At 33.6% G+C, this 19305-nt stretch carries 16 protein-coding genes and 2 pseudogenes; 12 read left to right on the plus strand and 6 right to left on the minus strand.

The genetic code is table 11. From position 1 onward, the window contains the following. Positions 1-152: 152 nt before the first annotated feature. Positions 153-1352 (minus strand): annotated as a pseudogene (locus CAP47_RS00660) (IS256 family transposase); the annotation flags it as partial. A gap of 60 nt (positions 1353-1412) precedes the next feature. Between CAP47_RS00660 and CAP47_RS00665 the strand changes: the two are divergent. Together CAP47_RS00665 and CAP47_RS00670 are read left to right on the plus strand one after the other, a co-directional pair. Further along, positions 1413-2456, plus strand: a pseudogene (locus CAP47_RS00665) (NAD(P)-dependent oxidoreductase); the annotation flags it as partial. A gap of 88 nt (positions 2457-2544) precedes the next feature. Further along, complete coding sequence (locus tag CAP47_RS00670; protein WP_093239130.1) at positions 2545-2934, plus strand: acyl-CoA thioesterase; 390 nt, start codon at positions 2545-2547, stop codon at positions 2932-2934. Here CAP47_RS00670 and CAP47_RS00675 read toward each other — a convergent pair. Continuing rightward, positions 2931-3209, minus strand: coding sequence for a DUF3817 domain-containing protein (locus CAP47_RS00675; RefSeq protein ID WP_100774955.1), 279 nt, complete (start codon positions 3207-3209; stop codon positions 2931-2933). The genes CAP47_RS00670 and CAP47_RS00675 overlap by 4 nt on opposite strands. Before the next feature lie 117 nt (positions 3210-3326). On the opposite strand from CAP47_RS00675, the gene galE reads away from it, so the two are divergent. Further along, positions 3327-4349 (plus strand): UDP-glucose 4-epimerase GalE, encoded by a 1023-nt coding sequence (gene galE, locus CAP47_RS00680; RefSeq protein ID WP_100775016.1) that lies wholly within the window; start codon positions 3327-3329, stop codon positions 4347-4349. A 74-nt stretch (positions 4350-4423) separates the two neighbouring features. On the opposite strand, the gene CAP47_RS00685 is transcribed toward galE, so the two are convergent. Next, positions 4424-6010, minus strand: a complete 1587-nt coding sequence (locus CAP47_RS00685; protein ID WP_100774956.1) for a peptide chain release factor 3 — start codon at positions 6008-6010, stop codon at positions 4424-4426. A gap of 103 nt (positions 6011-6113) precedes the next feature. On the opposite strand from CAP47_RS00685, the gene CAP47_RS00690 reads away from it, so the two are divergent. The 9 genes from CAP47_RS00690 to CAP47_RS00730 all read left to right on the plus strand — a co-directional run bounded on the left by CAP47_RS00690 (position 6114) and on the right by CAP47_RS00730 (position 15430). After that, positions 6114-6713 carry an SdrD B-like domain-containing protein gene (locus tag CAP47_RS00690; protein ID WP_100774957.1) on the plus strand — a complete coding sequence of 200 codons (600 nt, stop codon included), beginning with the start codon at positions 6114-6116 and terminating at the stop codon, positions 6711-6713. Between the two features lie 153 nt (positions 6714-6866). Beyond that, positions 6867-9386 (plus strand): gliding motility-associated C-terminal domain-containing protein, encoded by a 2520-nt coding sequence (locus CAP47_RS00695; protein WP_100774958.1) that lies wholly within the window; start codon positions 6867-6869, stop codon positions 9384-9386. Between the two features lie 7 nt (positions 9387-9393). Further along, complete coding sequence (locus tag CAP47_RS00700; protein WP_238140924.1) at positions 9394-10350, plus strand: type IX secretion system membrane protein PorP/SprF; 957 nt, start codon at positions 9394-9396, stop codon at positions 10348-10350. Positions 10351-10352: 2 nt separating this feature from the next. Continuing rightward, positions 10353-12665 (plus strand): OmpA family protein, encoded by a 2313-nt coding sequence (locus tag CAP47_RS00705; protein ID WP_100774959.1) that lies wholly within the window; start codon positions 10353-10355, stop codon positions 12663-12665. Positions 12666-12742: 77 nt separating this feature from the next. After that, positions 12743-13279: an isopentenyl-diphosphate Delta-isomerase gene (gene idi / locus CAP47_RS00710; RefSeq protein WP_100774960.1), complete on the plus strand. Its 537-nt coding sequence runs from the start codon at positions 12743-12745 to the stop codon at positions 13277-13279. Continuing rightward, a complete protein-coding gene (locus CAP47_RS00715; protein ID WP_100774961.1) occupies positions 13280-13690 on the plus strand; it encodes a 6-pyruvoyl trahydropterin synthase family protein in 411 nt (136 codons plus the stop codon). A gap of 3 nt (positions 13691-13693) precedes the next feature. Further along, positions 13694-14146: a peroxiredoxin gene (locus CAP47_RS00720; RefSeq protein WP_100774962.1), complete on the plus strand. Its 453-nt coding sequence runs from the start codon at positions 13694-13696 to the stop codon at positions 14144-14146. Next, the gene (locus CAP47_RS00725; RefSeq protein WP_100774963.1) at positions 14147-15127 is read left to right on the plus strand and encodes a type I phosphomannose isomerase catalytic subunit; all 981 of its coding nucleotides are present in this window, start codon (positions 14147-14149) and stop codon (positions 15125-15127) included. It abuts the gene before it with no gap. A gap of 36 nt (positions 15128-15163) precedes the next feature. After that, the gene (locus CAP47_RS00730) at positions 15164-15430 is read left to right on the plus strand and encodes a hypothetical protein (protein WP_093239098.1); all 267 of its coding nucleotides are present in this window, start codon (positions 15164-15166) and stop codon (positions 15428-15430) included. A 90-nt stretch (positions 15431-15520) separates the two neighbouring features. Here CAP47_RS00730 and CAP47_RS00735 read toward each other — a convergent pair whose 3' ends face one another. From CAP47_RS00735 to pheT, 3 genes are all read right to left on the minus strand, one after another. Beyond that, positions 15521-16246: a hypothetical protein gene (locus tag CAP47_RS00735; RefSeq protein WP_100774964.1), complete on the minus strand. Its 726-nt coding sequence runs from the start codon at positions 16244-16246 to the stop codon at positions 15521-15523. 135 nt (positions 16247-16381) lie between these two features. Then, positions 16382-16822 (minus strand): hotdog fold thioesterase, encoded by a 441-nt coding sequence (locus CAP47_RS00740; protein WP_100774965.1) that lies wholly within the window; start codon positions 16820-16822, stop codon positions 16382-16384. Between the two features lie 6 nt (positions 16823-16828). Further along, complete coding sequence (gene pheT / locus CAP47_RS00745) at positions 16829-19249, minus strand: phenylalanine--tRNA ligase subunit beta (RefSeq protein ID WP_100774966.1); 2421 nt, start codon at positions 19247-19249, stop codon at positions 16829-16831. Positions 19250-19305: the final 56 nt, after the last annotated feature.

Genomic DNA, 19305 nt, shown 5'->3' on the forward strand with positions numbered 1-19305 from the left:
GTGTTAATATCAAGAGAATAGGTAGTGTAATTTAAACTCTGTCTGGTTCATTTTTTATCCATTTCTAAATCATACGAAACATGTTTTCGACTGATTTGGGAATGCGACCTAGCGTCGGCGACACGTGCTGGTTGGGTTCTACCGATATCCAGATCAATTCTATCCTCAAAGATAATATATAATTGCTGAATGGTTGTACTCCAATTGTGCAGTGGGCTTGTCCATTTTTTTTGAATATTCATCGTTGCCAAATAGACTAGCTTTAGAAGTGCTATGTCATTGGTGAAAGCTCCCTTGGTCTTGGTTACTTTTCTTACTTGTCTGTGATAGCCTTCAACAGCGTTTGTAGTGTAAATGATTTTTCTGATCGGTGCTGTGTACTTGAAGTATTGGGATAAATGTTCCCAATTGTTTTTCCAGCTCTGTATTACCACGGGGTATTTGGCACCCCATTTTTCTTCAAGCTTTATCAGCTCGTCCTCTGCTATTCCCTTGTTTGTCGCCCTATACACCAGTTTAAGGTCGCGCATAAACTCTTTTTGGTCCTTTGAGGCTATGTACTTTAACGAATTGCGTATTTGATGGACTATGCACAACTGAACCTCTGCCTTGGGAAACACACTTAGTATGGCACTGGTAAATCCTTTCAGGTTATCGGTACAGGCTATCAAGATATCTTCAAGCCCTCTGTTGTTCAAATCTGTCAGCACCTGCAACCAAAAATTGGCACCTTCGCTCTCGGAAAGGTAAATGCCCAAAATTTCCTTCTGCCCATTTTTGTTTATCCCCAATATATTATAAAGTGCCTTGTGCACGATCTTACCCTCCACCTTGACCTTATAATGCATCGCATCCAGCCATACAATACAGTAGAGCGGTTCTAGAGGACGGTTCTGCCAGGCTTTTACATCAGGTATGATCCGGTCTGTGATCTGGCTCAGGACGGTGTGGGATATATCGGTATCGTACATTTCCTTTATGTGCGATGAGATGTCACGATAGCTCATGCCAAGTCCGTAAAGACCTATGATCTTGTCCGATAGGTTGTCGGCAAGGATGCTCTGGCGCTTCTTTACGAGCTCTGGTTCAAAGCTGCTCTGGCGGTCCTGGGGAGTCTCTATATCAAAGGTGCCAAAACCGCTCTTGATGGTTTTCCTGCCCTTGCCATTGCGCTTGTTCCCCTTGGACCGTTCCTGCTCGTCCAGATGGCCCTCCATCTCTGATTCAAGGGCTTTCTCTATAAAGTTCTTCAGCATGGGAGCAAAAGCGCCATCCTTGCCGAAAAGGCTCTTGCCGGACATGAATTGTTCCAGTGCCTTTTTCTCTAATTCTTGTTGTTCTTTTGTTGTCATAATATCTGATTAAAATTAAACTAAAATTTTTAATCAGACAGAGTTCAGTTTACACTCTCAGGAATTGAAGTTAACGCGGATCTTTCTGATTGTGATGTGCTTTTAGGTGTTAAAGAAGTACCGATTGATGCGTTGATTCCTGATAAATCATATTTCTTTTTTTCGCATACCATTAAGATGCAGCCTTATAATCGTGATTTACTAAAAGCGATTTTGGATAAAAACATCAAACTTTACGATCATGAAGTGATTACAAATAAAAATGATTCTCGCTTGATTGGTTTTGGTCGATATGCTGGTTTGGTTGGTGCTTATAATGGTTTTAGAGCTTTAGGTTTACGCGATGGCCTTTTTAACTTGAATAAAGTTGAAAATTTACCGGATTTAAATGCAGTTAAAAATGAGCTTGATAAAATATCGATTCCTGGAATGAAAATTTGTTTAACAGGAAAAGGTAAGGTCGGTTATGGCGCTAAAGAAATTCTAGATTACTTAAAAATCAAAGAAGTTTCTGCAACTGATTATCTGAATAAGAATTTTGAAGAAGTTGTTTACACTCATATTGACTTTTTAGATTACAACAAATTAAAAGAGACGACTGGCGCAAGAAAAGGTAAATCTCATTTTTATGAACATCCAGAAGCTTACAAATCTGATTTCATGAAATACGCAAAAGTTACTGATTTCTTTATCGCAGGGCATTATTATGGAGAAGGAGCACCTTATCTCATTACTAAAGAAGATACGAAATCAGCAGATTTTAAAATCAATCTGATTGCCGATGTGAGTTGTGATATTGATGGTCCTATAGCAAGTACAATTCGACCTTCAACAATTGCAGATCCTTTTTATGGTTATGATGCTGAAAAAGAGAAAGAAGTTTCTTTTGATGCTGATAATGCAATTACTGTGATGGCTGTCGATAATTTACCATGTGAATTGCCAAAAGATGCAAGTGAAGGTTTTGGTGATATGTTTGAAAAACATGTGATCCCTGCTTTTTTTAATAATGATAAAGATGGTATTTTGGAAAGAGCCTTAATGACATCTGAAGGTGAATTAACTCAAAGATATTCTTATTTACAAGAATTTGTTGATGAATAGATTTTAATGATTCACCAATCACTTATATCGATTAAGAATAAGCTTTTAAACCTTATTTTGATCTTATCTTTGATGTAAAATTTGTACTATGAGATTTCACACAAGAAAATGGGTTAAGCCCGAAGATTTAAATCCAAACGGAACTTTGTTTGGTGGACGATTATTAGAGTGGATTGATGAAGAGGCAGCTTTGTATTCAATTATTCAGCTCGAAAACCAGAAAACAGTCACTAAATTTATGAGTGAAATAGATTTTAGAAGCTCAGCTGAACAAGGTGATATTATCGAAATTGGTATTGAAGTGATCAAATTTGGTCATGCCTCATTAACATTAAAATGTGAAGTGAGAAATAAAATGACTCGTAAAACAATTATCACAGTTGATCGTATCGTTATGGTAAGCCTTGACGAACATGGCAAAGCCAAAGCTCACGGAAAAACTGAAGTAGAGTATGTTAAAGACAGATTAAATGATTAACCTTTAGGTAAATATTTTTTATCAGCGTAAAAAGGTCCAAATGGTAAAACAGAACAAAAAATAACAATTAAAAGTGTTTTGCCAGACCAATTAAGTTTTTCATACATGAAATATGCACCGATGATATAAAGGACAAATAATATACCGTGTGCCATACCCACAGTTTGAACATATTCAGGCATATTAAACATATATTTTAAAGGCATTGCGATTCCTAATAAAACTAAAAAAGAAACTGCTTCTAAAATGCTAATAATCTTAAATGCTTTAATCATTTTATTTAAATAATAGAGTTTAAATTTTAATTTGAAAGCTTAAAAACATGAAACATGATTTAATTGCTTTAAATTTGTGCAAAATTAATGCTTTTTAGTCAAAAAACACATCTAAACATGAAAATATTAGTTACTGGAGGATTGGGTTTTATCGGTTCACATACAGTTGTTGCGCTTCTTGAAAAAGATTATGATGTTCATATCATCGATAATCTTTCAAACTCTTCATTAAGTGTTTTAGAAGGTATTGCAAAAATCACTCAAAAAGCTCCTAGTTTTTATAATTTTGATTTAAGAAACGAAGAAAAAGTAGACGCATTTTTTAAAGAACACGATGATATAGATGGCGTTATTCATTTTGCGGCTTCGAAAGCAGTTGGTGAAAGTGTTGAAAACCCTTTGCTTTATTATGAAAATAACATCAATGCGCTGGTTTATTTATTGAAGAATATAACAAAGCTTAATCATAAGAATCTAATTTTCAGTTCATCATGTACGGTTTATGGTGAAGCAGATCAATTGCCAATTACTGAAGAAGCGCCAATTAAAAAAGCAGAATCACCCTACGGTAACACAAAACAGATTGGAGAAGAAATAATCAGCGATACTTGCCGAGCATATGATAACTTTAAAGCAATTTCACTAAGATATTTTAACCCGATAGGCGGACACTCATCAACCTTAATAGGTGAGTTGCCTATTGGGACTCCACAGAACTTGATTCCATACATGACACAAACGGCTATTGGGCAACGTGATGAACTGTCAATATTTGGTGATGATTACCCAACAGCAGATGGAACTTGTATTAGAGATTATATTCATGTCATGGATTTGGCTGAAGCTCACGTAGTTGCTCTTGAAAGATTATTTGGAAGTGAAAAAGATGGCCTTTATGAAGTTTTTAACCTCGGAACAGGCAAAGGAAGTTCTGTAAAGGAAATTGTGGACGCTTTTGAAAAAGTAACCCGACAAAAATTAAATTATAAGATAGTTGGCCGTCGTCAAGGTGATGTTGTTGCAGCTTATGCCGATACGGAAAAGGCAAAAGATGTTTTGGGATGGCAAACAAAATTAACTTTGGAAGATGCTCTTGAAGCGGCTTGGAATTGGCAAATTAAACTTAAAGAAGAAGATTAAAAAGTTTAGTTTAAACGATAAAAAAAAATGGTTTCAAACTCAATTGAAACCATTTTTTTGATTTAAGTTTTAAATTAAAATTCGGAAGTGAAATGAAATTTAATAGAAGGATATTTTTGCTGAGTCATTTGAAGTGAAAATGGCGAATCAGCAAGGAATACAAGCTGGTCATGTTTGTCTTTGGCTAAAAATTTAGATTTAACACGTTTAAAGTCTTGAAATTCTTCACTTTTTTCATTATCGGCTTCTATCCAGCAGGCTTTGTGAACATTGATGTTTTCATAAGAACATTTAGCACCATATTCATGCTCTAATCTATACTGAATCACTTCATATTGTAACGCACCAACAGTTCCGATAATCTTTCTGTTGTTGAGTTCAAGCGTAAAAAGCTGTGCAACACCTTCATCCATCAACTGCTCGATTCCTTTATAGAGTTGTTTAGACTTCATAGGATCTGCATTGTTAATATATCTAAAATGCTCAGGTGAGAAACTTGGTGTTCCTTTATAATTAATAATTTCGCCTTCGGTTAAAGTATCACCAATTTTAAAATTCCCAGTATCATGTAAACCAACGATGTCACCAGGAAACATTTCATCAACAATCTGTTTTTTTTCGGCAAAAAAAGCACTTGGACTTGAGAATTTTAAATTTTTGCTTAATCTAACGTGTTTATAAGGTTTATTTCTTTCAAATTTACCAGAAACAACTTTGACAAAAGCCAATCTGTCTCTGTGTTTGGGATCCATATTTGCATGAATTTTAAAAACAAAGCCTGTAAATTTATCTTCATTAGGTTTAACTTCGCGTTCTTCACCTTCTTTTGGCTGTGGAGGAGGAGCAATGTCAATAAAACAATCAAGTAATTCACGAACACCAAAATTATGTAAAGCCGAACCAAAGAAAACAGGTTGTAACTCACCTTTTAAGTATTCTTCTTTATCAAATTGTGGGTAAACACCTTCGGCTAGCTCAAGATCTTCACGTAAAGTTTCAGCAGCAGTATCACCAATAAGCTCATCGAGCTCTTTGGTGTTGAGATCTTTCACTTCAACTGTGTCTTCGATGTCTTTTTTAGGATCGCCAGTAAAAAGATTAACATTCTGCTCATATATATTATAAATTCCTTTAAAATCATATCCCATACCAATAGGATAGCTTAAAGGTGTCACTTTTAAATGAAGTTTTTGTTCGATTTCATCGAGAAGTTCAAAACCATCTTTACCTTCACGGTCAAGTTTGTTAATAAAAACAATCATCGGAATGTTTCTCATTCGGCAAACTTCAACAAGTTTTTCAGTTTGTTCCTCAACACCTTTAGCAACATCAACGACAACGATTACACTGTCGACAGCAGTTAAAGTTCTGAAGGTATCTTCCGCAAAATCCTTGTGACCAGGTGTGTCAAGAATATTGATTTTTTTGTCTTTATATTCAAAACCAAGAACGGAAGTAGCAACAGAAATACCTCGTTGACGTTCGATTTCCATAAAGTCACTCGTCGCTCCTTTTTTTACTTTATTAGATTTTACTGCGCCAGCTTCTTGAATTGCGCCACCAAAGAGAAGTAGTTTCTCCGTAAGCGTAGTTTTACCTGCATCTGGGTGTGATATAATTCCAAATGTTCTTCTTCTTTTTATTTCGTCTTCAAATTTCATTTCGCAAATGTAATTTTTTTAAAATATAAAACCAATGTTAAAAAAATGTTGTACTTTGGTCATTCAATCTTATTTTTGAAAATTCCAACGATTTTCAAAAGAAATGAAGAAAAATCCTATGCCAAAACTCAAAACTTTTCACCTGTTTTTTTTGTTTTTCTTTACTGTGATTTATCAAGTTTATTCACAGGATCAAGGTATAAATTTTTATCAAAACATACTTAATGAAATCACAGCTCAAAAGGGAACCCTTACTGGTAAAATTTATAGAGATGTAAATGGTAATGGGACTGAAGATGTTGGTGAGCCTGGTATTGAAAATGTCAGTGTTATCTTTGTCGATTCAAATGGAAATGGACAAACTGTTCAATCAGACGCTAATGGTAACTGGACTGAAGAAGTTATTGCAGGGAATACATTAATTCTTATCGATAACACAAGTTTACCTTCTGGAGCGCTTCTTACCGAGGGAACTGAACCCTCTACAATCAATGTTATCTCGGGTGGGATAGTTAATGCAGAAAAACTAGGATATGCTTTTGTAGGTGATATTTCTGGTCATGTTTATTATGATGTCAATGGTAACGGTATTCAAAATGGTTTAGAAGCTGATATGGCAAATGTTGAGATAATCATAGAGGATGATTATGGAAATAGCCAATCAATATTTACTGATGCTAATGGTGATTGGTCTATACAGTAAATTATCAGTGGATCTGTAACGGTTACCATTAATGAAAATGATCCCAACTTTCCTACAGGAGCCTTTCAAACAGAAGGTAGTAATCCTTCAATACATCAATTAGCTGCTGGATCATCTTTATTTACAGAAAATGATGGTTTTTATGAATCAGGATTGATCGAAGGAATTTTATATAATGATTTAAATGGAAATGGCACACAAGACTCAGGTGAGCCAGGAATTCCAGGAGTAGAGATTCAAGTTTTGACATCATTGGGTTATCAAGACAATAGAATTACGGGATTAAATGGACAATATGATATTCGAGTTCCAGAAGGGACAACGGTTGTAGAAGTTAACGAAGCTGATAATGACTTCCCAACAGGCGCTGTTCAAACAGAAGGAACAAACCCAACAACGATTCAAGTTATTAATGGTGATACTTACGAAGAGATTGATGGATATATGCTTCAAGGAGAATTAGAAGGTCATGTTTATTATGATGTTAATGGTAATGGCATTCAAGATGGTTTAGAAGCTGATATGGCCAATGTTGAAATTGAAATTGTTGATGCATTAGGAACAACATATTCAGTAATTACAGATGCCAATGGAGATTGGTCAGTAGTTTTACCAGAAGGAGATGCAACATCGACAATCATTGAAAGTGATCCTAACTTTCCGACAGGAGCTTATCAATCAGAAGGGACAAATCCAACAACATCAACAATAGTTGCAAACCAGACAATTCAAGAGATCGATGGTTTTTATGAATCAGGATTGATCGAAGGAATTTTATATAATGATTTAAATGGAAATGGCACACAAGATTCGGGTGAGCCAGGAATTACAGGAGTAGAGATTCAGGTTTTAACATCATTAGGTTATCAGGATAATAGAATTACAGGATTAAATGGTCAATACGATATTCGAGTTCCAGAAGGAACAACAGTTGTAGAGGTCAACGAAGCTGATAATGATTTTCCAACAGGAGCCGTTCAAACAGAAGGCACAAACCCAACAACAATACAAGTTGTCAATGGTGAGACTTACGAAGAAATTGATGGTTATTATTTACCGTCTGGTGATGAAACAGGCATATTGACAGGACATTTATACAATGATGAAAATGGAAATGGAACACAAGATTCTGGTGAACCAAACCTTTCAGATATTGATGTTGAAATCACAGATTTTGATGGTGTTGTTAGTATTGTGACAACAGATACAAATGGAGATTGGTCGATAGAATTACCAATCGGGGCTGCAATTTCTGATATTGATCAAACGGATCCTGATTTCCCAACAGGCGCTGTTCAAACAGAAGGAACAGATCCAACAACGACAAATGTCTTACCAAATCAAACAGTATTATCTGATCTTGATGGTTTTTATATACCGGATCCATCCAAGTTAGCAGAAGTAGAAGGCCGAATTTATCATGATGTTGATGGTAATGGGACACAAGATGCAGGAGAGCCAGGTTTAGAAAATATTGATGTCATCTTAACTGACGACTTCGGTACGCAAACAATTGTATTTACAGATGTAAATGGAGATTGGATAGGAGAGGTTGTGGCAGGAAATATAGAATCTCAAATAGATCAAACAGATTCAGATTTCTCTTCAGGATATGTTCAAACAGAAGGAACAAATCCAACAACGACATTTGCACCACCAAATCAATTGACATTCACAGAAAATGATGGATTTACTGATCCGAATTCTTCAACACAAACAGGCATATTAACAGGACATTTATACAATGACGTTAATGGAAATGGAACACAAGATTCAGGTGAACCAAACCTTTCAGATATTGATGTGGAAATTACAGATTTTGATGGTGTTGTTAGTATTGTAACGACAGATTCAAATGGAGATTGGTCAATAGAATTACCAATCGGGGCTGCAATTTCTGATATTGATCAAACGGATCCTGATTTCCCAACATTAGCAATACAAACAGAAGGAACAGATCCAACAACGACAAATGTCTTACCAAATCAAACAGTATTATCTGATCTTGATGGTTTTTATATACCGGATCCATCCAAGTTAGCAGAAGTAGAAGGCCGAGTTTACCATGATATTGATGGCAATGGTACTCAAGATAGTGGAGAGCCAGGTTTAGAAAATATTGATGTCATCTTAACTGACGACTTCGGTACGCAAACAATTGTATTTACAGATGTAAATGGAGATTGGATAGGAGAGGTTGTGGCAGGAAATATAGAATCCCAAATAGATCAAACAGATTCAGATTTCCCTTCAGGATATGTTCAAACAGAAGGAACAAATCCAACAACGACATTTGCACCACCAAATCAATTGACATTCACAGAAAATGATGGATTTACTGATCCTGATCCAACAACACCACCTGAAGATGAATTAATTATTTATAATGCTGTTTCACCTGATGGTAATGGAAAGAATGATTTCTTTAAAATTAAGGGGATTGAAAATTTCCCGGATAATAGTGTTCGAATTTTTAACCGTCAAGGGGTTTTAGTTTACAAAGCAAAATCTTATGACAATTCATCAACTCGATTTGAAGGAATAAGTGAAGGGAATCTGACAATTCAAAAATCAAAAGAACTTCCGTCTGGAAATTATTTTTACATTCTTGAATATATAGACTCTAATGGTAAAGGACACAAATTAACAGGATATCTTTATTTGGCAAACTGATCAAACTATGACACAAAAGAGACGACATAAAAATTACTTTTATTTTAGCCTTGTTTTTTTCATGGGATTAATGTTTAATCATGGCGATGTGGCTTTTGCACAACAAGATCCTCATTTTACTCAATACATGTATAATACAATGAGTATCAACCCAGCTTACGCAGGGTCTAGGGATGTGTTGAGTGCTACAGTTTTACATAGATCTCAATGGTTAGGCTTCGATGATGGACCTCAAACTCAAACTTTAACAGTGCATTCTCCATTGAAGAGGGAGAATATGGGATTAGGATTATCAGTAGTTCATGACAAAATTGGGATTGCTTCTGATACATATATCAATGGTGTATATAGCTATTCAATTGATATTTCTCGTTTTTCTAAAATTACTTTTGGCTTAAATGCTGGTGTTAATATGCTTAATGTAGATTTTAATAAACTGAATATTGAAGACAATACTGATCCTATTTTTCAAAACAATATTGATAATAAACTCTCACCACAGTTTGGCTTGGGTATTTTATTAAACAATGATAAATATTATGTGGGAATCAGTTCTCCAGCTTTACTTGCAACCGATCATTTTGACGGTTCTTCAGATTCAAAAGCAGAAATTAGAGATAGAGTTCACTATTACTTAACCTCAGGTGTTGTCTTAGATTTATCAAACACAGTAAGATTTAAACCCTCAATTTTAATCAGACATGTTAGTGGTTCTCCTTTAATGGCTGAATTATCGACTAATTTTTTATTTAATAATAAATTTACTGTTGGTGCAGCTTATCGCTATGATAGTGCATTTAGTGGTTTATTTGCATTTCAAGCATCAGATTCTATACTATTAGGCTTATCTTACGATTCTGATATTACTGAATTTTCAGCGCATAACAATGGATCTTTAGAAGTTTTCTTGCGCTTTGAATTGTTTAAACGTTATAAGAAAATGTACACGCCTAGATTCTTTTAGTTATGAAAAAAATATTTTTTTTACTTATTATAATTTCATTAGGGAGCTGGAATTCCTATGCTCAAAAAGATAAATTAGACGAGGCAAATAAGATGTTTGAGCGATATGCATTTATCGATGCTCAAAAAATATATCTCGAAGTTGCAAATGCTGGTTATAAATCAGAGAACTTGTTTAAAAAATTAGGTGATTCCTATTATTTCAACAGTGATTTACAATCAGCTGAAAAGTGGTATTCTGAACTTTTTGAACTCAATGCAAATCAAGAAAAAGAATATATATTTAGATATGCACAAGCCTTAAAATCTAAAAAGGAATATGACAAGGCTGATAAGTTGATGCTTAAGTATGATGATTTAGATGGTTCTGATTCAAGAGTGACAATGCTCAAAAAAGAGCCAAATTATTTACAATTAATTGAAATGCAATCAGGCAAATTCACAATAGATTCAATGCCTGTTAATTCCAGCCTTTCTGATTTTGCACCCAAGGTTATCAATGATTCACTCTTGGTTTTCGCCTCAAATCGGAAGCAATCATCTTCTGTTCAAAGAATTCATGAATGGAATAATCAACCATATTTAGACTTATATCAAGTTGAAGTTGATGATTCATTAAATGTTATTGGTGAAATCAAAGTTTTACCTGAAGTGATCAATTCTAAATTTCATGAATCTTCTGCAACATTTACACGAGATGGGCAAACAATTTATTTTACGAGGAATAATTATACCGATAAGAAATTTGGAAAAAGTTCTGGAGGAATTAATTTTTTAAAAATTTATAAAGCTGTTAAAAAAGATGATGGGACGTGGTCAAAACCTGTAGAACTTCCATTTAATAATGATGAATATTCTGTAGCTCACCCTTCATTAAATAAAGAAGAGGATCGTTTGTACTTCGCATCTGATATGCCAGGAACACACGGTATGTCTGATATATTTTATGTTGATATCAATTCAGATGGAACCTATTCTCAACCTGTTAATCTTGGAGACAAAATCAATACAGAGGGAAAGGAAAGCTTCCCTTACATAGATGATAATAACTTACTCTATTTCTCTTCAAATGGACATGTTGGCCTTGGCGGCTTAGACATTTTTGTTGTTGTCCATAAAAAAGATGGCACTTTTGGTGATGTTTTCAATGTCGGAAGGCCGATTAATAGTTCGAAAGATGATTTTAGTCTTTACATGAATACTGAAACTGGTCGTGGATTATTTTCTTCTAATCGCGATGGTGGTTTAGGAGAAGATGATATTTATTCCTTTAAACAGTTAGATAAATTAATTACGGGTTGTGAGCAAACCCTTGCGGGTTATATCACAAAAGTTGATAGTGAAAAAGGACTTTCTGACATTAAAGTAGAACTCTTTGATGAAGATTTAAACTTACTTGATTCTGCGCAAACAGATGCTAATGGTAATTATAAATTTGATGTCGAGTGTGACAAGCGTTATGTAGTACGCGTATCTAAAGATGGATTCGCAACCATTGAAGACCTTGTTAAAACAGGTCAAGATTACGAAGGTGAACTCAGTAAAAATTTCGAGCTTCAAGAAGGAAGTGAGCTTGGTGTGACCAAAGCTGGAAAAGGTGATGACCTTAGAAATTTATTACAACTTGATCCTATTTACTTTGATTTAGATGATGCAACTATTAGAACTGATGCAGAAGTTGAACTGCAGAAAGTAATAGCCGTATTGAAGCAATATCCTCAAATGAAAATCGATATTCGTTCGCATACGGATAGTCGTGCAGGAGACGCTTACAATAAAATTCTTTCAAACAAAAGAGCAAAAGCTACAATGCAATACGTGACGGGTAGAGGTGAAGTCGATCAGGCTAGAATTAGCGGAAAAGGCTATGGTGAAACACAACTTGTTAACAGATGCTCAAATGGTGTTAATTGTACTGAGGCAGAACACGCACTTAACCGTCGCTCCGAATTTATTATTCTGAATGAAAACGAAACACCAGAGTCAATTCGAGAAGAAATGTATAGCAAGGTTTCCGAGGGTATTGAATCAAATAATAATACAAATGAAAATATAGATCAAGATGATTTATATAATTTCGAAGATACCTCAAAAGAAGTCTACACTGTTCAGATAGGTGCTTTTAAACCAGGATCAAAACCAAATTTCGATCAATTTACAAATGTATTTTCACATGTTTATCCTGATAATTTTGAACGCTATTTTTCTGGTGTTTTTGAGACAAGAGAGGAAGCTGATCGTTATAAATTAAAAGTTAGAAAGATGGGTGCTGATGGCGCTTTTACAGTAGGACTCAAAGGTGAGTCACGATTTTAAATAAAAATACTAAATAATTCATAATTGAGCGTCTTTATCACAGAGACGCTCTTTCTTTGTAGGAAAGCTTATATTAAATGCAAACTGACTTAGATTATTCAAAATTCGTTATCTTGGTTGACAAAAATGATCAAGAATTAGGATTGATGGAGAAAATTGAAGCGCATGAAAAGGCGCTTTTACATCGTGCTTTTTCTGTTTTTATTTACAATGATAAAGGCGAATTGATGTTACAACAGCGTGCTTTAGGTAAATATCATACACCTGGTTTATGGACTAACACATGTTGTAGTCATCAAATTAAAGGTGAAACCAACATTGAAGCTGGTCAGCGTCGTCTGCAAGAAGAAATGGGTTTTACAACTGACTTAAAAGAAACAAGTTCATTTATTTATAAAGCGCCATTCGATAATGGTTTAACTGAGCATGAATACGATTACATGATGGTTGGTTATTATAATGGCGAGCCTGATGTAAACCCAGAGGAAGTTAATGCATGGAAGTGGATTTCATTAGATGATTTGAAATTAGACATTGATGAAAACCCGAAAGATTATACGGCTTGGTTTAAAATTATCTTCGAAAAACATTATCAATACATGAAACTTAATTAAATGCCAAAAGTAACTGTACATCGTAAAGCACATTTCAATGCAGCGCATCGATTGCATCGCGAGGATTGGGATGAGGCTAAGAATAAAGAAATTTTCGGAAAATGTAATAACCCGAATTTTCATGGGCATAACTATAAGTTAATTGTTTCTGTTACAGGAGAAATTGATCCTGAAACAGGCTACGTGATAGATTTAAAAATCTTAAAAGAGATCATTAAATCTAAAGTTGAAGATGATTTTGATCATAAGAATCTTAATTTAGAAGTTGAAGATTTTAAGAAACTTAATCCAACAGCAGAAAATATTTCTGTTGTTATTTATAATAGAATTAAAGCTCACCTTGATCCTAAATTAGAATTAGAAATAACACTCTACGAAACACCGCGTAACTTTGTAACCTATAAAGCTTAAACTATGGCACTTAAAAGAGGAGATATCATTCCAAACTTTTCATTAAAAGATCAAAATAATGAAGAATTTGATAGTTCTTCTATTATTGGTCAAAAACCAGTTGTTATTTATTTTTATCCTAAAAATTTTACACCTGGTTGTACAAAAGAAGCTTGTCAATTTAGAGACACTTATCAAGATTTTCAAGATTATGGAGCAGAAGTGATTGGGATTAGCAATGATAGTCAGAAATCTCATCAGAAATTTGCTCAAAAACATGAATTACCTTTCATACTGCTTTCAGATTCTAATAATAAAGTCAGAAAAAAATTTGGTGTTAAAAAATCACTTTTAGGAATGGTTCCTGGACGCGAAACTTTCGTCATAGATCAAAACGGTCAACTTATTTACAGATTCAATAGCCTTGATGCTTCTAAACACATGAAAAAGGCGTTAAAAGTTATTAAAGATCTCTAAATGAATAAATCTAAATTAGGATTAATAAAATTTAAACCCATTTTAAAAAATAAAATATGGGGCGGTCAAAAGTTAAAAAATCAACTTGGTAAAGAGAGTAATTCTGATCAAGTTGGTGAAAGTTGGGAGATTAGTGAAGTCACTGAGAATGTTTCTATCGTTGAAGATGGAGGTTTTAAGAACCTAAGCTTATCAGAACTTATTAAGCAACATCCAGTAGATATGCTTGGTCAAGAATCGATTGATAAATTCGGGAATCAATTTCCTATTCTTTTTAAATTCATAGATGCCGCAGAGCGTCTTTCAGTTCAGTTACATCCCAATGATGAGATAGCTAAAAAAAGACATCAATCTTTTGGAAAAACAGAAATGTGGTATATTATTGATGCCGATCCTGAAGCTTTCATTATTGCAGATTTTAAAGAAAACCTTTCACCTGAATCTTATCAAGAATATTTAAATGAGGGAACTTTAGTCGATCATTTGCAATACATTAAAGTTAAAAGTGGAGATGTTTTTTATATCAAACCTGGTCTTGTTCATGCTATTGGAGAAGGTGTTCTTTTAGCTGAAATTCAGCAAACATCAGACATTACTTACCGTATTTATGACTGGATGCGTCAAGATAAAGATGGAAATTATCGTGATCTACATACAGATTTGGCTATAGACGCAATTGATTTTAATGTTGATTATCAATATCAAATTGATTATCAAAAAGAGCAAGGAGGTATTCAGGAATTGTTACACACGGATTATTTTAAAACAGATTATATCAACATTTCTAAAGATGAAAACTTAAAGATTGAAACTTGTCAAAAATTCATGGTCTTGATGTGCGTTGAAGGGAAAGTTGAGTTAAAAACTGACAATGAATCCAGTATTTTAAAAAAAGGAGAAACAATTTTTGTTCCTGCTATACTTGATGAAATAATACTGACTACTCTTAAAAATTCTCGTTTACTCAAGGTAACGATTTAATCAAAAAAATGCCGTACTTTTGTCAAAAATAAAAATATGGCAAGTGTAAGAAACTTAAAAAAAGACTTGAATAATACTTACGGAGCAATCATTGATGGTGCCCTTATTCATCAGGTCTCAGCTCCAAAAGAAGATCAAAATAAATCAGAAGCTTTAATTGAAGATGTGATTACTGATTTTGATCAAATTATTTTAGAGATTAACAAGAAAGATGTTGAGAACAGATCTAAACATTTAAGATCAGTTAATCATAAAATGGAGGAAAATGCAAATCAATTTATTGAGCGTTTAAACTCTCTATAAAAAGATTAATTTTTTTGATGAAAGCTGTTTGATAAACGAAATTAACCTGAACTATGTTTAGATGTTTTGTTTCTTAAACAGCTTTTTTAATTAAGCATTGTAATACCTGCTTGTCCAAATTGCCGAATTAAAGTTCTTTCCTTTTGCAAATCCGTAGTAAAGTGCAACGCCAAGAATCCACTTAAACATAAAGATAAAGAGAATAAAAGATTCTAAACCTGCATCTTCTTTATTCATAAAAAAACCTTGAGGTAATAAATATGTTACAAGTAGAGAAATTATAAATGCCGTAAAAATAAAATTTTCTAAATTTATTAATGGCCACATTTTGATTCTGCGAAAAGGACTTAAATCATTTCCCCATTTATGAATCAAGTAATAATAACCATTTTCAATTGGTGCAAATAATAAAGGATCATCAGCATTAGCAAGTTTAAAAAGCTTTGAAGGAGCCATTATTTTAAATCCGCTCAAACTTGTTTCATGCGTTTTTTCTAAATCCTTAATATTTTGAATTGCTTCATAAGGTAAATCAGCCTTGAATAATTGACTGTTTAGAAATCTCAATCTATAAGAAATACATATTTTTTTGATATCATCAATATGATAAACGCGGTTAGTTTCAAGTGCACCAATTTCAAAATTATTTGTTGATTGATTGTTATTTGAAGAAGTTGCTCTTTCAAGAACATCTTGATCACGTTGATCAACCTCATTAAAAATAGAGCTAACTTGAGAAAGTAATTCCTCTTGTGTTACTGATTTTCCACGTTGTTTGTCGAGTGCAGTTTGTAAATTTGTTGGCTTAAACTTCATATCTTCAATGCTATAACGAGCATAAATTTATAAAGTATTCAAGATATTATCAACCAGAAATCAGTTTTTAACAAAAAATAACTTTAGTTGAAGTGATAAATGTCATTGTAATTGTTGAAATAATTTTTCATGAAATTACTTATGAGGTTTCATTCTTACGAAATTGTAAACAGCTTTTCCTTCAGCCAATAAAGTTTTTTGAGGATCGCTCTCTAGATAGGCCTTCATTTTGGTGACCAAAATACGGCTTCCTAACCTTTGCGTTTCTCCTTCAACGATAATTGCTTCAGCATGAGCAGGTCTTAAAAAATCAACTCTGATGTCTATTGTTGACATCTTATCTTCCAAAGATGTTAAGTGTGTCACGCCAACAATACCGCCAACTGAATCCATAATTGTTGTGATAATTCCGCCGTGCCAACGTTGTGAGCGAACATCTCCGACAACCTCTGGTCTAAAAGGAACTTTGACTTTAGCAAAGTCTTTCTTGATTTCAAGCAATTCCAATCCTAAGAATTTATGAATAGGAATGAAGTTTTCAATCATATTCTTGACAAAATCGTCGGTCAGATCCATATTGATTTATCTTAAACTTGCATTTAATTGACTTTCAAATTGCTTTTGCAACTTTGTCATTATTTTATCAACTTGTTTGTCGGTTAAAGTTTTATGGTCATCTCTGAATTTAAAACTCACAGCATAGCTTTTTTTACCATCGGGTAATTTATCACCTTTGTAAACATCAAACAAATCAACATTTTTCAATAATTTCTTATCGGTTTTTAAAGCGATTTTTTCAATTTCGTTAAATGAAATATGTTCATCAACTAACAAAGCAAAATCTCTTTGCGTTGAAGGAAATTTTGAAATCTTTTGACCTACGAAATTTGTTTTTTTGATAAATTCAAGAACTAAATCCCAGTTAATATCTGCAAAAAGGACATTTTGATCAATATCAAACTCTGAAAGAATTTTAGAATTTACACGACCAAATTCAGCAATTTTTTTCTTTTTGAATTTGACAGAAAGACCTTCAGAAATTGTTTGCGTTTCTTTATTAGCAAATTTAATTTTTGATAAACCTAAACTTGTGAAAAGCGAAACTAAAATTCCTTTTAAATAAAAGAAGTCAGCATCTTTTTCAGTATTTAACCAAGAATTATCTGTACGTTTTCCTGTGATTAATAGAGTTAAATGTTTTTTCTCAATAAAATCTTGATCGTATTTATGATAAGTTTTACCAAATTCAAAAAACTTTAAATCTTGATTGTTTCTGTTGATATTGTGTGCTAAAGATTCTAAACCTGAGAAGAGTAAAGATTGACGCATGACAGCTAAATCATGACTGAGTGGATTCAACATCTCTACATTGTTCTTAGCGTCTAATTCACCGTCTAAATCAACATAATCTTTCTTGGTTAAAGAGTTCGCCATTGTTTCATAAAAACTTTGAGAAATCAGTTGGCTTGCAATTCTGTTTTGAATTTTATAATCATCAAATTTTGAAGATTTAGAAACCGAGACGTTGAATTTGCTATCAACATCGATATTGTTGTAACCGTAAACTCTTAATATTTCTTCAATTACGTCAACTTCACGCTGAACATCAACTCTGTAAGCAGGAATCACTAGACCAAGACCACTTTCTGTGACATTTTTAACTTTGATATCAAGGGAAGCTAAAATTGATTTAATTTTATCGGTATTAATTTCTTCACCGATCAGGTTATTTATTTTTTCAAAACTCAAAAAGACTTGAAAATCTTGTATTTTTTTAGGATAAAAATCATAAGCATCACTGCTCACTTTCCCACCAGAAATTTCTTCAATTAAAATGGCTGCTCTTCTTAAAGCATATTTTGTAATATCGGGATCAATCCCTCTTTCATATCTAAAAGATGCATCAGTGTTAAGTCCGTGACGTTTTGCAGTTTTTCTAATGCTAACTGAATCAAAATAAGCACTTTCTAAGAATATAGATGTTGTGTTATCTTTAATACCTGAATTTAAACCTCCGAAAACACCAGCAATACACAATGGTTTTTCAGCATCACAAATCATTAAATCTTCTTCATGAAGTTCTCTTTCGACACCGTCAAGCGTGATAAACTTTGTCCCTTTCTCAACAGTTTTGACATTTACTTTTTGATCTTTTATAAAATCAGCATTAAAAGCATGTAAAGGTTGACCAAGTTCATGCATCACATAATTTGTTGCATCAACGATATTATTCATGGGCTTAATACCAATTGCTTTCAAACGATTCTGAAGCCATTCAGGTGAACTTTTGACTGTAATATTTGAAATTGTTAAACTGCAATATCTAGGTGCTAGCTCAGAGTTTTCAACATTAACGCTTATTTTTTTGCTTCTGTTTTCAACATGAAAATTACTGACAGATGGCGTAACAATCGCATTATTTTTGTTTTGCTGAATTAACCCAGCTCTTAAATCTCTAGCAACTCCCCAATGGCTCATGGCATCAGCTCTGTTAGGCGTTAAGCCAATCTCAATCACTTTGTCGTTTTCAACTTTAAAAATATCTGATAGAGGAGTTCCGGCTTTTAATTTGTCGTCAAGAACCATGATTCCGTCACTAGCATCGCCAAGGCCAATTTCACTTTCAGAACAAATCATTCCAAAACTTGCTTCACCTCTTAATTTTCCTTTCTTAATTTCCCACGGCTCACCAGCATCATATAAAGTAGTGCCTACAGTAGCAACTGGTACCTTTTGACCTTCATCTATATTAGGTGCACCACACACAATTTGGACAACTTCTTCACCAATATTGACTTTTGTCAATTTAAGCCTGTCAGCGTTGGGATGTTGTTCGCATGATTCTACATGACCGACAACAATGCCTTTTAATCCACCTTTAATGGATTCAAAATTTGTAAGACCTTCAACCTCAAGCCCTAAATCAGTTAAAATGACATTAACTTCCTCAACGTCGAGATCAGTGTTTATAAATTGCTTAAGCCAATTATAAGATATTTTCATAGTCTAAAATCTAAAGAATTGCAAAGATAAGAAACCCTTCAAGCCTTCGAAATATT

The sequence above is a fragment of the Psychroflexus sp. S27 genome (genome assembly GCF_002810405.1).
GTDB lineage: Bacteria > Bacteroidota > Bacteroidia > Flavobacteriales > Flavobacteriaceae > Psychroflexus > Psychroflexus halocasei_A.

What these genes read in the sequence shown, in the direction of transcription:
- CAP47_RS00670 (WP_093239130.1), top strand. Translation starts at nt 2,545, where the DNA reads ATGAGATTTCACACAAGAAAATGGGTTAAGCCCGAAGATTTAAATCCA.
- CAP47_RS00675 (WP_100774955.1), bottom strand. Translation starts at nt 3,209, where the DNA reads ATGATTAAAGCATTTAAGATTATTAGCATTTTAGAAGCAGTTTCTTTT.
- galE (WP_100775016.1), top strand. Translation starts at nt 3,327, where the DNA reads ATGAAAATATTAGTTACTGGAGGATTGGGTTTTATCGGTTCACATACA.
- CAP47_RS00685 (WP_100774956.1), bottom strand. Translation starts at nt 6,010, where the DNA reads ATGAAATTTGAAGACGAAATAAAAAGAAGAAGAACATTTGGAATTATA.
- CAP47_RS00690 (WP_100774957.1), top strand. Translation starts at nt 6,114, where the DNA reads ATGAAGAAAAATCCTATGCCAAAACTCAAAACTTTTCACCTGTTTTTT.
- CAP47_RS00700 (WP_238140924.1), top strand. Translation starts at nt 9,394, where the DNA reads ATGACACAAAAGAGACGACATAAAAATTACTTTTATTTTAGCCTTGTT.
- CAP47_RS00705 (WP_100774959.1), top strand. Translation starts at nt 10,353, where the DNA reads ATGAAAAAAATATTTTTTTTACTTATTATAATTTCATTAGGGAGCTGG.
- idi (WP_100774960.1), top strand. Translation starts at nt 12,743, where the DNA reads ATGCAAACTGACTTAGATTATTCAAAATTCGTTATCTTGGTTGACAAA.
- CAP47_RS00715 (WP_100774961.1), top strand. Translation starts at nt 13,280, where the DNA reads ATGCCAAAAGTAACTGTACATCGTAAAGCACATTTCAATGCAGCGCAT.
- CAP47_RS00720 (WP_100774962.1), top strand. Translation starts at nt 13,694, where the DNA reads ATGGCACTTAAAAGAGGAGATATCATTCCAAACTTTTCATTAAAAGAT.
- CAP47_RS00725 (WP_100774963.1), top strand. Translation starts at nt 14,147, where the DNA reads ATGAATAAATCTAAATTAGGATTAATAAAATTTAAACCCATTTTAAAA.
- CAP47_RS00730 (WP_093239098.1), top strand. Translation starts at nt 15,164, where the DNA reads ATGGCAAGTGTAAGAAACTTAAAAAAAGACTTGAATAATACTTACGGA.
- CAP47_RS00735 (WP_100774964.1), bottom strand. Translation starts at nt 16,246, where the DNA reads ATGAAGTTTAAGCCAACAAATTTACAAACTGCACTCGACAAACAACGT.
- CAP47_RS00740 (WP_100774965.1), bottom strand. Translation starts at nt 16,822, where the DNA reads ATGGATCTGACCGACGATTTTGTCAAGAATATGATTGAAAACTTCATT.
- pheT (WP_100774966.1), bottom strand. Translation starts at nt 19,249, where the DNA reads ATGAAAATATCTTATAATTGGCTTAAGCAATTTATAAACACTGATCTC.